11 protein-coding genes are annotated in these 13,384 nt (G+C 74.7%); 3 read left to right on the forward strand and 8 right to left on the reverse strand.

Features of this window, described 5'->3' with window-relative positions:
* Positions 1 to 24: 24 nt before the first annotated feature.
* Complete coding sequence (locus GA0070214_RS28350; RefSeq protein ID WP_091269578.1) at positions 25 to 696, reverse strand: DUF305 domain-containing protein; 672 nt, start codon at positions 694 to 696, stop codon at positions 25 to 27.
* Positions 697 to 842: 146 nt separating this feature from the next.
* On the opposite strand from GA0070214_RS28350, the gene rph reads away from it, so the two are divergent.
* Both rph and rdgB read left to right on the forward strand, forming a co-directional pair.
* Positions 843 to 1,571, forward strand: coding sequence for a ribonuclease PH (rph, locus tag GA0070214_RS28355; protein ID WP_091269579.1), 729 nt, complete (start codon positions 843 to 845; stop codon positions 1,569 to 1,571).
* The gene (rdgB, locus tag GA0070214_RS28360; RefSeq protein WP_091269580.1) at positions 1,568 to 2,185 is read left to right on the forward strand and encodes an RdgB/HAM1 family non-canonical purine NTP pyrophosphatase; all 618 of its coding nucleotides are present in this window, start codon (positions 1,568 to 1,570) and stop codon (positions 2,183 to 2,185) included. Before rph ends, rdgB begins: the two co-directional genes overlap by 4 nt.
* A gap of 44 nt (positions 2,186 to 2,229) precedes the next feature.
* On the opposite strand, the gene hutH is transcribed toward rdgB, so the two are convergent.
* Genes hutH through GA0070214_RS28390 form a run of 6 tightly spaced genes read right to left on the reverse strand, consistent with a single transcriptional unit; the run spans position 2,230 to position 10,153 of the window.
* A complete protein-coding gene (gene hutH, locus GA0070214_RS28365) occupies positions 2,230 to 3,768 on the reverse strand; it encodes a histidine ammonia-lyase (protein WP_091269581.1) in 1,539 nt (512 codons plus the stop codon).
* Positions 3,756 to 4,988: an imidazolonepropionase gene (gene hutI, locus GA0070214_RS28370; protein WP_091269628.1), complete on the reverse strand. Its 1,233-nt coding sequence runs from the start codon at positions 4,986 to 4,988 to the stop codon at positions 3,756 to 3,758. Before hutI ends, hutH begins: the two co-directional genes overlap by 13 nt.
* A 44-nt stretch (positions 4,989 to 5,032) precedes the next feature.
* Positions 5,033 to 6,385, reverse strand: coding sequence for a formimidoylglutamate deiminase (locus GA0070214_RS28375; RefSeq protein WP_091269629.1), 1,353 nt, complete (start codon positions 6,383 to 6,385; stop codon positions 5,033 to 5,035).
* Complete coding sequence (locus GA0070214_RS28380) at positions 6,382 to 7,581, reverse strand: allantoate amidohydrolase (protein WP_091269582.1); 1,200 nt, start codon at positions 7,579 to 7,581, stop codon at positions 6,382 to 6,384. Before GA0070214_RS28380 ends, GA0070214_RS28375 begins: the two co-directional genes overlap by 4 nt.
* A 55-nt stretch (positions 7,582 to 7,636) precedes the next feature.
* Positions 7,637 to 9,292 (reverse strand): urocanate hydratase, encoded by a 1,656-nt coding sequence (hutU, locus tag GA0070214_RS28385; RefSeq protein WP_091269583.1) that lies wholly within the window; start codon positions 9,290 to 9,292, stop codon positions 7,637 to 7,639.
* A 12-nt stretch (positions 9,293 to 9,304) separates the two neighbouring features.
* Positions 9,305 to 10,153, reverse strand: coding sequence for a MurR/RpiR family transcriptional regulator (locus GA0070214_RS28390; RefSeq protein WP_091269584.1), 849 nt, complete (start codon positions 10,151 to 10,153; stop codon positions 9,305 to 9,307).
* Between the two features lie 267 nt (positions 10,154 to 10,420).
* Between GA0070214_RS28390 and GA0070214_RS28395 the strand changes: the two genes are divergently transcribed.
* On the forward strand, positions 10,421 to 12,364 hold the full coding sequence (locus GA0070214_RS28395) for a trypsin-like peptidase domain-containing protein (protein ID WP_139141922.1): 1,944 nt from the start codon (positions 10,421 to 10,423) through the stop codon (positions 12,362 to 12,364).
* 24 nt (positions 12,365 to 12,388) lie between these two features.
* Here GA0070214_RS28395 and GA0070214_RS28400 read toward each other — a convergent pair whose 3' ends face one another.
* Complete coding sequence (locus tag GA0070214_RS28400; protein WP_167364347.1) at positions 12,389 to 13,366, reverse strand: acyltransferase family protein; 978 nt, start codon at positions 13,364 to 13,366, stop codon at positions 12,389 to 12,391.
* Between the last annotated feature and the right edge of the window lie 18 nt (positions 13,367 to 13,384).

The following is a 13,384-nucleotide window of genomic DNA, read 5'->3' on the forward strand; positions in this document are numbered from 1 at the left end:
AGGTGCCCTTCACCCTGTCCGGGGTCAGCCCATCTTGGCCAGCATCTCCTGCATCCGCTGGATCTCGATGCTCTGGTCCGCGTTCACCTCACGGGCGAACTGGTCGGTCGCCGGCTCGACGCCGCCACCCGAGGCGTAGAGCTCCTCCACCATGCTCAGCGCGCCCTGGTGATGGCGGATCATGAAGGTGAGGAAGAGCCGGTCGAAGTCGCCGTTGCGGGCCTGCTTGAGCTGGTCCAGCTGCGCGGCGGTGAGCATCCCCGGCATGAGCTCGTGCCCGGCATGGCCCGCGTTCGGGCCGGTGGTCGGCACGCTCCGCTCCGCGAGCCACCGCTGCATCCGGGTGATCTCGTCGCGCTGCGACACGTCGATCCGTTTCGCCAGCAGCGTCACGTCCGGGTTGGTGGTGCGGCCCGGCAGCAGCGCGGTCATCTCCAACGCCTGCGCGTGGTGCGGGATCATGCCCTGGATGAACAGGGTGTCGGCCGCCTTGAACCCGGGCGGCGAGACCTGGGCCAGGTCGTCCCCCGACAGGGATCTGCCCGGTTGCCCCGGCGCCCCCGGCTGCACGACGTGGCCGCTCGGCGGACGGTACGCCGGATCGTCACCGCCGGCCCAGACGGCGAAGCCCACCCCCGAACCGACGGCGACCGTGGCGACGACTGCTGAGACGATCACGCGGCGCGACAGGGGCATGTTCCTGACCTATCCGGGATTCGGCTGCGCGGAGATGAAGGTCATCCTGCCTCATTCCCGCAGGCTGAGGGAAGCCGTCCGAAGCCGCGAGCGATCGTTGGGGCACCGCGCAGCGCTTCGATCACCGCACCGCATAGGGTGCAGGCATGGCGCGACCTGACGGGCGGCGGCCCGACCAACTCCGACCGGTGACCCTGACCAGGGGCTGGAGCACCCACCCCGAGGGCTCGGTGCTCGTCGAGTTCGGCGCGACCCGGGTGCTCTGCACGGCCAGCGTGACCGAGGGCGTGCCCCGCTGGCGCAAGGGCTCCGGGCTCGGCTGGGTGACCGCCGAGTACGCCATGCTGCCCCGGGCCACCAACACCCGCTCGGACCGGGAGAGCGTCAAGGGCAAGGTCGGCGGCCGGACCCACGAGATCTCCCGCCTCATCGGCCGCAGCCTGCGTGCCTGCGTCGACCTTAAGGCGCTCGGCGAGAACTCGGTGGTGCTCGACTGCGACGTGCTCCAGGCCGACGGCGGCACGCGGACGGCCGCCATCACGGGCGCGTACGTGGCGCTGCACGACGCGGTGACCTGGCTCGCCGAGCGCAAGGCCCTGGCCGGCAAGGTGGAGAAGGTGATGCACCGGTCGGTGGCGGCGGTCAGCGTCGGCATCATCGCCGGCGAGCCGCGACTCGACCTGTGCTACGAGGAGGACGTGGCCGCCGAGGTCGACATGAACGTGGTCTGCACCGGGACGGGTGACTTCGTCGAGGTGCAGGGGACGGGCGAGGCCGGCATCTTCGCCCGGGAGCAGCTCGACGCCCTGCTCGACCTGGGCGTGGCGGGCTGCCTGGAACTGGCCGACGCGCAGCGGAAGGCGCTGAACTCATGAACACCGTGCTCCTGGCCACCCGCAACCGGAAGAAGCTCGTCGAGCTCCAGCGGATCCTCGACGGCGCGCTCGGCGCCCACCGGATCGCCCTGCTCGGCCTGGACGACGTCGAGGAATACCCGGAGCTGCCCGAGTCCGGCCTGACCTTCGGCGAGAACGCGCTGATCAAGGCCCGGGAGGGCTGCCGGCGGACCGGCCTGCCGACCATCGCCGACGACTCCGGCCTGGCCGTGGACGCGCTCAACGGCATGCCGGGCGTGTTCAGCGCCCGCTGGGCCGGTTCGCACGGCGACGACCGGGCCAACCTCCAGCTCGTGCTGGACCAGATCGCCGACCTGCCGGACGAGCACCGGGGCGCCGCCTTCGTCTGCACGGTGGCCCTGGTGCTGCCCAGCGGCAAGGAGCACCTGGTCGACGGCCGGCAGGCGGGCCGGCTGCTGCGCGCCCCGCGCGGCGACGGCGGCTTCGGCTACGACCCGATCTTCCTGGGCGACGGGCAGGAGCGGACCAACGCCGAGCTGACCCCGGAGGAGAAGGACGCGGTCAGCCACCGCGGCAAGGCGCTGCGCGAGCTGGCCAAGCTGGTCGCCAAGGTGCTCCCGCCCGCCGCCTGACGGCACGTGGTGGCGGTGCCCGGCCGGGCACCGCCACACCCCGGTCAGCTCAGCGGGCCGACCTCGCGCTCGATCGCGGCGCGCAGCTCGGGCCCGCGCACGACCTCCCGCGCCGCCTCCATGAGCGGGGCGAGGAACACGTCCGGCCCCGGCTCGCCGGCCACCTCGCCGAGCGCGGCCAGCGCGGCCCGGCCGGCCGGCGACGGGGCCAGCGGCGCGCGGAGCTGGAGCCCGCGTACGGCGGCCAGCAGCTCGACCGCGAGCACGCTGGTCAGGTTGTCCAGCACGGTGCGCAGCTTCTTCGTCGCCGCCCAGCCCATCGAGACGTGGTCCTCCTGCATGCCGCTGGTGGGCAGCGAGTCGACCGAGGCGGGGGCGGCGAGCCGGCGGTTCTCCGCGACGATCCCGGCCGCCGTGTACTGGGCGATCATCAGCCCCGAGTTGACCCCGGCGTCGGGGGAGAGGAACGCCGGCAGCTCCCGGGAGCGGGTGACGTCGAGCAGCCGGTCCACCCGGCGCTCGGCGATCGCGCCCACCTCGGACGCGGCGATGGCCAGATAGTCGGCGGCGAAGCCGAGCGGCGCGCCGTGGAAGTTGCCGGTCGACTCGACCCGCCCGTCCGGCAGGACCACCGGGTTGTCCACCACCGACAGCAGCTCCCGCCCGGCCACCACCTCGACGAAGTCGAGGGTGTCCCGAGCCGCCCCGGCCACCTGCGGCGCACAGCGCATCGAGTACGCGTCCTGCACGGCGTGCGCCAGGTCGTCGCGGTGCGAGTCCATGACCGCCGAGTTCTGCAGCAGCTTGTGGATGTTCGCGGCCGAGGCGGCCTGGCCCGGGTGCGGCCGGATGGCGTGCAGCTCGGGCAGGAACGGCCGCTCCGAACCGAGCATCGCCTCGATGGCCAGCGCGGCGGTCACGTCGGCCAGGGCGAACAGGTGCCGGGCGTCGTGGATGGCCAGCAGCAGCATGCCCAGCATGCCGTCGGTGCCGTTGATCAGCGCCAGCCCCTCCTTGGCGGCCAGCTCCAGCGGCTCCAGCCCGACCCGGCGCAGCGCGTCGCCGGCCGGGATCCGGTCGCCGGCCGGGCCGAGCACCCAGCCCTCGCCGAGCAGCACCAGCGCGCAGTGGGCGAGGGGCGCGAGGTCGCCGGACGCGCCGAGCGAGCCGTGCTCCGGCACCCACGGGGTCACCTCGTGGTTGAGCAGGTCCACGAGCGCCTCGGCGACCACCGGGCGGACCCCGGAGCGGCCGAGGGCGAGCGAGCGTACCCGCAGCAGCATCATGGCCCGCACCACCTCGCGGGGCATGGGCGCGCCCACCCCGGCGGCGTGCGAGCGGATCAGCGCGTGCTGGAGCTCGGCCCGCCGCTCGGGCGCCACGAACGTGTTGGCGAGCGCCCCGAACCCGGTGGAGACGCCGTACACGGGGCGGCCGGCGGCCTCGATGCCGTCCACGATGGACCGGCTGGTCGCCATCGCCTCCACCGTGGCGGGGTCGAGGACCACCTTGGCGGTGCCGCGGGCCACGGCGAGCACGTCGGCGGGGGAGATTCCGGTGGGCTGGATGACTACGGTCGACATTGCGGCACTCCGTTGTGCAGAACCTGGCGGATCAAGGGCACACCGGGCCGGTAGGCCAGGTGCAGGTGGGACGGGGCGTCGAGGATCATCAGGTCGGCCCGCGCGCCCCGCGCGAGCCGGCCCACGTCGGTGCGGCGCAGCGCCGCCGCCCCGCCGGCGGTCGCGGCCCAGACCGCCTCCGCCGGGGTCATCCGCATCTCGCGTACGGCGAGGGCGAGGCAGAAGGGCATCGACGAGGTGTACGACGACCCGGGGTTGCAGTCCGTCGCGAGGGCCACGGTGACACCGGCGTCGAGCAGCCGGCGAGCGTCCGGATACGGCGACCGGGTCGAGAACTCCGCGCCGGGCAGCAGGGTGGCGACGGTGGTGGTGTGCAGGCCTTCCGGGCACATGCAATCGACCCGGTGCGACGCGAGCGCGTCGATGTCGGCGTCGGTCAGGTGGGTGCAGTGGTCGACGCTGGCCGCGCCGAGCTCCACCCCGAGCTGCACGCCCGGCCCGGGGCCGAGCTGGTTGGCGTGCACCCGCACGCCCAGCCCGACGGCCTGCCCGCAGGCGAGGATCGCCCGGGCGTGGTCCACGTCGAAGGCGCCCCGCTCGCAGAACACGTCGATCCAGCGGGCGTGGGGCGCGGCGGCGGCCAGCATCGGCCCGCACACCAGGCCCACGTAGTCGTCGGGGCGGTCGGCGTACTCGGCGGGGACCACGTGCGCGCCGAGGAAGGTGGTGTCCTCGGTGAACTCGGCGGCGATCCGCAGCGAGCGGGCCTCGTCGGCGACGGTGAGCCCGTATCCGCTCTTGATCTCGATGGTGGTGGTGCCCTGCCGCATGGCCTCGCCGTGCAGCCGCCGGACGGTGGCCCGCAGGTCGTCGTCGGAGGCTGCGCGGGTCGCGCCCACGGTGGTGCGGATGCCGCCACCGGTGTAGGGCTCGCCGGCCATCCGGGCGGCGAACTCGGCGGCCCGGTCCCCGGCGAAGACGAGGTGGGCGTGGCTGTCCACGAAACCGGGCAGCACGGTTCCGCCCTCGGCGTCGATCCGCCGGTCGGCAGCCGGCGCGTACCGGGCCGGCCCGACCCAGGCCACCTGCCCGTCCTCGACCAGCAGGGCGGCGTCGCGGCGGATGCCCAGCGGCCCGCCCTCGCCGCCGACGTCGTTGGTGACCAGCTCCCCGATGTTGTCGACCAGCAGGCTGCCGGTGTTGCGCGGCGCCGGCCGCACCGGGTCGCCCGGGCGGACCGGTCGGTGCTGCCAGGTGTCCGGGCTCACGCGGTCACCTCCCGGATGGCGTGCTCCAGCTCCGCCGGGACGTCAACGGTCAGGTGCCGGCCGTCGGCCACCACCGTCCGCCCGTCGACCACCACGTGCGTCACGTCCGCGGCGGTGGCCGCGAAGAACGCGCCGACCGGCGGCACCCCGGCGGTCCGGGCGCTGTCCAGCCGTACCGTCACGAGGTCGGCCCGGTCGCCGACCGACAGCCGGCCGGCGTCGCCCCAGCCGAGCGCGGCGTGCCCGCCCACGGTCGCCGCGCCCACCAGCTCGGCGGCGCGGAAGTGCCCCCGCTTCCGGGTGCGCAGCCGCTCGTCCAGCTCCACGGCGCGGGCCTCCTCGAAGAGGTCCACCACGGCGTGGCTGTCGCTGCCCAGGCTGAGCGGGCTGCCCGCCTCGGCCATCCGCCGGGCCGGCCCGATCCCGTCGGCCAGGTCGCGCTCGGTGGTGGGGCAGAGGCACACGCCGGTCCGGCTCTCCCCGAGCAGCGCGACGTCGGCGCTGGTCGGGTGGGTGGCGTGCACCGCCGTGGTGTGCCGGCCGAGCACCCCGTGGTCGGCCAGCAGCCGGGTCGGGGTGCACCCGTGCACGGCCCGGCAGGCGTCGTTCTCGGCGGGCTGCTCGGAGAGGTGCACGTGCAGCGGCACGCCGTTGCGGTCGGCCCAGCCGGCCACGGTGGCGAGCTGCTCGGCGGGCACCGCGCGCACCGAGTGGATGGCCGCGCCGACCCGGACGTGCTCGTCCTCGGGGCGGAACGCGTCCACCCGCTCCGCCCAGCGCAGCGCGTCCCCGTCGCCGAACCGGCGCTGCGTCCCGGCCAGTTCCGCGCCGTCCACGCTCGCGGTCAGGTAGGCGGTGTCCAGCAGGGTGAGCCGGATCCCGGCGTGCGCGGCGGCCTCGACGAGCGCGGCCGACATGGCGTTCGGGTCGGCGTAATGCTTCCCCTCCGGGCCGTGGTGCAGGTAGTGGAACTCGCCGACGCAGGTGATCCCCGCGAGGGCCATCTCGGCGTACGCGGCCCGGGCCAGGGCCAGGTAGGAGTCGGGGTCGAGCCGGGCGGCCACGTCGTACATGACGTCCCGCCAGCTCCAGAAGTCGCCCCGCCCGCCGTGGGTGCGCCCGCGCAGCGCCCGGTGGAAGGCGTGCGAGTGGGCGTTGGCCAGGCCGGGCAGGGTGAGCCCGGGCAGGCGGGTCGCGTCGCCGAGCACCTCGACCCCGGCGGCGGGCGCGCCACCGCCGACCAGCGGGGTGACCGCGGTGATCCGGCCGTCCTCGGCCTCGATGAGCACGTCGGGGGTGGGCTCGGCGTGGTCGGGCAGCCAGGCGTACTCGGCCAGCCAGCGGGTCAGCGGCATGCCAGCTCCTCCAGCACCCGGGCCAGGGCGGTCACCCCGGCCGCGCAGTCGGCGTCGGTGGCGGACTCGGCGGGGGAGTGCGACACCCCGGTCGGGTTCCGCACGAAGAGCATGGCGGTCGGCAGGTGGGTGGCCAGCACCCCGGCGTCGTGCCCGGCCCCGGTGGGCAGCACCGGGGCGTCGAGCAGCGCGGCCAACCGGCCGGCCAGCCCGCCGTCGAAGGACACCAGCGGGGTGGCCGACTCCTGGGTGCAGGTCAGCTCGGTCCCGTCCCGCTTCGCCCGCTCCGCGGCCTTGGCCCGGACCGCCTCGACCAGGCCGTGCAGCGTCTCCGGCTCGGCCGCCCGGGCGTCCAGCCAGCCGGTCACCTTCGACGGGATGGCGTTGGTGGCGTTCGGCTCGACGGCCACCCGGCCCACGGTGGCGTGCGCGTCGCGCAGCCGGGCCTCCTTGTTCGCCGCGAGCACGGTGAACGCGTAGGTGAGCATCGGGTCGCGGCGGTCGGCCATCCGGGTCGTACCCGCGTGGTTGCCCTCGCCCGCGAAGTCGAAGCGCCAGCGGCCGTGCGGCCAGATGGCGCTGGCCACGGCGACCGGCGCACCGAGGTCGACCAGCGCGCGGCCCTGCTCGACGTGCAGCTCCACGAAGGCCGCGAAGCGGCCGAGCAGGCCGGGGTCCGCGCCCGCCGGCCGGTCGCCCAGCGCCTCGGCGAAGCTCACCCCCGCCGCGTCGCGCAGCCCGGCCGCGCGCTCCACCGCCATCTCGCCGGTGAGCAGCCGCGACCCCAGGCAGGGTACGCCGAACCGGCCGCCCTCCTCCTCGACGAACGCGGCCACCGCCACCGGCCGGACCGGGGTGACCCCGGCGGCCCGCAGCTCGTCCACGGCCAGGAACGCGCTCACGATGCCCAGCGGCCCGTCGTAGGCCCCGCCGTGCGGCACCGAGTCGAAGTGGCTGCCGGTGAGCACCGCGTCCCCGGCCACCGGGTCGCCCCACCAGGCGAACAGGTTGCCGTTGCCGTCCTCGGTGACCGGCATGCCGCGCTGGGCGGCCTGTTCCCGGAACCACGCGCGCAGCGTGAGTTCCGGCTCGGTGAGCGCGTAGCGCAGGTAACCGCCGCTGCCGGCGTCCCGCCCGACGGGCGCCAGCTCGTCCCACAGCTTGCGGAACCGGACGGCGAGATCACTCACGCTGCACTCCGGTTGTTCGCGACCGCGGGGCTCCGCTGCGCTGCACTCCTCGCGCTCACGCCGCGCCCTCCGTCATGGGGACGCGGACGCCCGTGCGGGCGGCGACCTCGCGGGCGTCGTCGTAGCCGGCGTCGACGTGCCGGATGACGCCCATGGCCGGGTCGTTGGTGAGCACCCGCTCGATCTTCTGCCCGGCCAGGGCGGTGCCGTCGGCCACGCAGACCTGCCCGGCGTGGATCGACCGGCCGATGCCCACGCCACCGCCGTGGTGGATCGACACCCAGGACGCCCCGCTGGCCGTGTTGACCAGCGCGTTGAGCAGCGGCCAGTCGGCGATCGCGTCGGAGCCGTCGGCCATCGCCTCGGTCTCCCGGTAGGGGCTGGCCACGCTGCCGCAGTCCAGGTGGTCCCGGCCGATCACCACGGGCGCGCTCAGCTCGCCGGAGGCGACCATCTCGTTGAACCGCACCCCGGCCTTGTCCCGCTCGCCGTAGCCGAGCCAGCAGATCCGGGCCGGCAGGCCCTGGAAGGCGACCCGCTCGCCGGCCATCCGGATCCACCGGGCCAGGGACTCGTTCTCCGGGAACAGGTCGAGGATGGCGCGGTCGGTGGCCGCGATGTCCTTCGGGTCGCCGGAGAGCGCCGCCCAGCGGAACGGGCCCTTGCCCTCGCAGAACAGCGGCCGGATGTACGCCGGCACGAAGCCGGGGAAGTCGAAGGCCCGCTCGTAGCCGCCGAGCTTCGCCTCGCCGCGGATCGAGTTGCCGTAGTCGAAGACCTCGGCGCCGGCATCGAGGAAGCCGACCATCGCCTCGACGTGCTTGGCCATCGAGGCCCGTGCCCGGTCGGTGAACTCGGCCGGCTTCGTCGCCGCGTAGTCCCGGGCGTCGGCCAGCTCCACCCCCTCCGGCAGGTACGACAGCGGGTCGTGCGCGCTGGTCTGGTCGGTGACGATGTCGATGGCGACGCCCCGGCGCAGCAGCTCCGGGAAGACCGTGGCGGCGTTGCCGACCACCCCGACGCTGAGCGCCCGGCGGTCCCGCTTGGCGGCGAGCGCCCGCTCGACGGCGTCGTCCAGCGAGTCGGCGATCTCGTCCAGGTAGCGGTCGTGCGCCCGCCGCTCCAGCCGGCTGCGGTCCACGTCGACGATGAGGCAGGCGCCGCCGTTCATGGTGACCGCCAGGGGCTGCGCCCCGCCCATCCCGCCGCAGCCGGCGGTCAGCGTCAGCGTCCCGGCCAGGCTGCCGCCGAACCGCTTCTCGGCAACCGCGGAGAACGTCTCGTAGGTGCCCTGGAGGATGCCCTGGGTGCCGATGTAGATCCAGGAGCCCGCGGTCATCTGCCCGTACATGGTCAGGCCGAGCGCTTCGAGGCGGCGGAACTCCGGCCAGGTGGCCCAGTCACCGACCAGGTTGGAGTTGGCCAGCAGCACCCGGGGCGCCCACTCGTGGGTGCGCATGACGCCGACCGGGCGGCCGGACTGCACCAGCATGGTCTCGTCCTCGCGCAGGTCGGTCAGCGTCCGGACCAGCGCGTGGTACGACGGCCAGTCCCGGGCCGCCTTGCCGGTGCCGCCGTAGACCACCAGGTCCTCGGGGCGCTCGGCCACCTCCGGGTCGAGGTTGTTCATCAGCATCCGCAGCGCGGCCTCCTGCGGCCACCCCTTCGCGGTGCGTGCGGTGCCGCGGGCGGCGCGGACGGGCTGGTGCATCTCGTACTCCTCTCAGCCGAGGAACAACTGGCGACGGGCGGCGGACGACTCGAAGGCCTCGAGCCGGGACTGGGTTTCGGCGGGGGTGGCGTCGCAGATCGCCTGGAGCACCACCATGGCCAGGGTCATGGGAGCGGTGTGCAGGTCGAAGACCAGATCGGTGCCGACGGCGGCGGGGAGCACCACCTCGGCGTGGTCGGTGGCCGGGCTCACCGGGGAGTCGGTGATGGCCACGACGGTCAGCCCGGCGTCGCGGGCCTCGCGCAGCGCGTCCAGGGTCTCCCGGGGATAGCGGGGCAGCACGAAGGCGAGCAGCGCGGTCGCCCCGGCCGCGGCGGCCTGTTCGAGCCGGTCGGCCAGGAGGCTGCCGCCGTCGTCGAGGACCCGCACGTCCGGGTGCACCTTCGCGGCGAAGTACGCGAAGTACGCCGCGAGGGGTGCGGCGGCGCGCAGCCCGAGCACCGGCAGCGGGCGGCTGGCCGCGAGCAGCTTGCCCACCTCGGCGATCCGGCCCGCGTCGGCGAGCTGCCCGGCGAGCCGGTCGAGGTTGCCCATCTCGGCGTGCACCGCGCGCTGGAGGGCGTTGCCCGCCTCGGCCGGGTCGGCCGCGCCGGTGGCGGTCAGCTCCCGCAGCCGGCGGCGCAGCGCGGGGTAGCCGTCGTGCCCGAGCGCCATGGCGAACCGGGTCACCGACGGCTGGCTGACCCCGGCCAGCTCGGCCACCTCCGCCGCGGACAGGTACGCCGCCGCGCCCGCCTGCTGGACCAGGCAGTGCGCGATGCGGCGCTGGGTCGGGGTGAGCCGGACGCCGTGGAAGAGGTCGAGCAGGCGGTCCGTCGGTGCCGCACCGCTTTCATTCACGGACTGACTCTATGCATGAAAACTTTCAGGGCGCAAGCTTCGCGCGGCTCGGACCCCTTCCCCGGACCCACCGGTGCGGGCCGCCCGGGCAGTGGTCACGCGGCGACCGGAGGACGAACGGGCGGGCATCGTCTCTGTACTATCCGCACGGCGGATAAGCAGAGGAGATATGGCATGCAGCCGGTTGGTCCGTACAGGTTCACCGAGGTGATGGGCGTTTGCCAGGTGGGCAAAGCCTGGTGGGCCGTCGACGGGCAGGATCGGCTGGTGACCGTCGCGGTGCTCGACCCCGCGGCCGCCCAGGATCCGGCCTGGCGTCAGGCGTTCTCCGGCATGGCGGAGACGCTGGCCGCCCCCGGCGGCAGCGGTCGGCCCTACCTGTCCGCCGACTTCACGGCCAAGGCGCCCTGGGTGGCGTACATCGCCGACGGCGGGCCGGGCGCCGAACACCTCTTCTTCGCGCTCGGCCAGGAGATCCGCAGCGAGCAGGCGGCCGAGGACAGCACGGTGGCGATGCTCCAGGTGCCGACCGAGCAGCAGTCGCAGCCCGCCCCGTGGGCGTTGCAGGGCGACCCGCGGCAGGCGCAGCCGGTCTCGCCCCCGCCGCAGCAGACCCCGCCTCCCGCGCAGCAGACGCCTCCTCCCGTGCAGCAGACGCCGCCGTTCGCGCCGCAGGTGCCGGCCCAGCCGCAGCAGCACGCCATGCCCGCGCCGCCTGTCTCCGCGCCGCCGCAGCAGGTTTCCGCACCGCCCCAGCAGGTGTCGGCCCCGCCTCAGCAGGTGTCCGCGCCCCCGGTGTCCGCGCCGCCCCAGCCGGCGTACCCGCACACCGCGCAGCCGGTCAGTGCCCCGCCCGGTGACCCGTTCAGCTCGCCGGTCCGGCGGATCCAGCCCTCGCCGCCGCGTCCGCCCCGGCAGACCGGGCTCTGGACCGCGCTCGCGGCGCTCCTGCTGGTCGCCGCGGTGGCCGGCGGGGTGGGCGCCTGGGGTCTCTCCGGCGACGGCTCCGACCGGCCGGCGACGACCCCCACGGCTGCGTCCAGCGCCTTCCCCAGTGCCGCTCCGGTGAACCCGGGCCTGAAGCCGTGGGCACAGGCGGCGCTGCGCAGCCCGGAGGAACGCGCACTGGCGACGGTCGGGCCGTCCATGGTGTTCGTCGAGGTCACCTTCACCGGGTACGTCCGCAACAAGCAGGACAACGCCCTGCTGCGCAAGACCCCGATCACCTTCGCCCGCCGGTGCAGCGGATTCGTGGTCAACTCGGACGGACACGTCCTGACCAACACCCAGTGCGTCCGCCCCACCCAGGACATCCTCCTCGGCAACGCCCTGGGCGCCCTGGCCAACGCGATGGTCGCCGAGCGCACCCTCCCGGCCAAGGACGTCGCCGCCTTCACCCGCACCCGGATGAAGACGGCCGCCTTCACCGGCACGGCGCCCGGCACGGAGCCCGACGCCAAGCTCTACGGCCAGCTGAACGTGGCAAAGGGCGACGTCACGGACAGCCCGGCGATCCCGGGGGCGGTCGTCCAGTCGCTCGCCCTCGACGCGGGGAACCTCGCCCTCGTCAAGCTCGACCAGGGCAACCTGCCCGCCGCGGAGCTCAACCCCTCCGCCACCATCGCGGCGGACACCTCGCTGCTCATCCTCGGCTACAACACCACCGACACCAGCTACCGGTCCGCCACCTACACGGTGGCGTCCAAGGCGGCGACGGTGACCGGGGTGGACGCCCAGTCGCCCGTGCAGGCCTTCCGCATCAACGACGACCTCGGGCTCTACTCCCGGGGCGGGATCGCCATCGACCCGAGCGGCCGGGTGGTGGGCGTGCTGGACAACGACATCCTCCGGCCGGACAAGGCGAACCGGCTGGTCGTGCCGGTGTCCACCATGGCCGGACTGCTCTCCACCGCCGGCGTGCAGAACACCCTCGGCGACGCCGACAAGGTCTACCGCAGCGGCCTCGACGCCTACTTCGCCGGCCAGAACTCCACCGCCGCCGATCGCTTCGGCGAGGCGGCCGAGGCGTCGCCGGCGAACCTGCTGGCCCAGGTCTACCGCCAGGCCGCCATCGACAGCGGCGGCGGCGAGAGCTCCGCCGGCACGCCCGGCTGGGCGGTTCCGGTGCTCGTCGCGGCGGCGGTGGCGCTCGTCGCCGGGCTCGTGCTCCTCGTCATGATCCTGCTGCGGCGGCGCACCACCACGGCCTGACGCCGCCGCGCGTGGCGCAGCCGGTCAGCGACGCCCGGGGCCGTCCGTGCCGAGCAGGAACGGGCTGGCCGGCGTGCGGAGCGCCACCAGCGCGAACGCCCAGGGCAGCAGCAGGGCGGCGGCCAGGTGCGGCCAGCCGCCGCCCGGTGGCGTGTGCAGCACCCAGAGCACCGCGGCGTGACTCAGCACCACCGCGATGCCGCAGGCGGAGAGCCGGTTGACGGTGCGGGCCGCGCCGGGCGTCGTCCGGCGGTCCAGCTCCTCGGCCAGGGTCACCAGCCCGGCACTGATCAGGACCGCGGTGACCACGCCCAGGACCGGGGTGCCGAAGTCACCGGCCTTGAGGTCCAGCGGGGCGCTCAGGCCGGTGACCACCAGGCCGGCGCCGACGGCGAGCAGGATAGCCGCGACCGGCGCGGACAGGTGCGGGCGCAGCTGACGCAGCAGCCGCCCCGCGAGCACGAAGACCAGGCAGGCCGGCACCAGGAAGGCCCCGAGCGGCCCGGCGGTGACCACCTCCGGCGCCAGGTACGCGACCGCGAGCCCGGTCAGGGCGAGGGCCCAGGCCGCCACCGGGAACCGCTCCACCGCGCGGTACGCGAGCGCGAGCAGGAAGAGGACCGAGACGAACCAGAAGGCCGAGAACGGCCGGACCGCCGCACTGCCGCCGTAGAGCGCGTTGCGGAACGCCCCCTCGGCGACCTCGCCCGTGGCCGCGTCGGCGGCCAGGAGCGCCGCGAACAGCAGGACGAACCAGACGACGTACGGCAGGCCGAGCGACCGCCACCGCTTGCGCAACTCGCCGGCCATGGGCCGGCCGGGCGTCCAGAAGTAGCCGGTGAGCACGAAGAACAGCGGCACGTGCCACGGGTAGACGGCGGCCCGGGTGACCGGATCGGTCCACACGTGACCGACGACCACCGCGGCGATGCCGACGATCCGGAGAAGGTCCACACCGGCGGAGCGGACGCCCACCGGTGCCGTGGTGCTCGTTGCGGCCATGGCGCGCATCATGGCAGA

Source organism: Micromonospora chaiyaphumensis, assembly GCF_900091435.1.
GTDB classification, from domain to species: domain Bacteria; phylum Actinomycetota; class Actinomycetes; order Mycobacteriales; family Micromonosporaceae; genus Micromonospora; species Micromonospora chaiyaphumensis.

What these genes read in the sequence shown, in the direction of transcription:
- rph (WP_091269579.1), top strand. Translation starts at nt 843, where the DNA reads ATGGCGCGACCTGACGGGCGGCGGCCCGACCAACTCCGACCGGTGACC.
- rdgB (WP_091269580.1), top strand. Translation starts at nt 1,568, where the DNA reads ATGAACACCGTGCTCCTGGCCACCCGCAACCGGAAGAAGCTCGTCGAG.
- GA0070214_RS28400 (WP_167364347.1), bottom strand. Translation starts at nt 13,366, where the DNA reads ATGGCCGCAACGAGCACCACGGCACCGGTGGGCGTCCGCTCCGCCGGT.
- hutH (WP_091269581.1), bottom strand. Translation starts at nt 3,768, where the DNA reads ATGTCGACCGTAGTCATCCAGCCCACCGGAATCTCCCCCGCCGACGTG.
- hutU (WP_091269583.1), bottom strand. Translation starts at nt 9,292, where the DNA reads ATGCACCAGCCCGTCCGCGCCGCCCGCGGCACCGCACGCACCGCGAAG.
- GA0070214_RS28350 (WP_091269578.1), bottom strand. Translation starts at nt 696, where the DNA reads ATGCCCCTGTCGCGCCGCGTGATCGTCTCAGCAGTCGTCGCCACGGTC.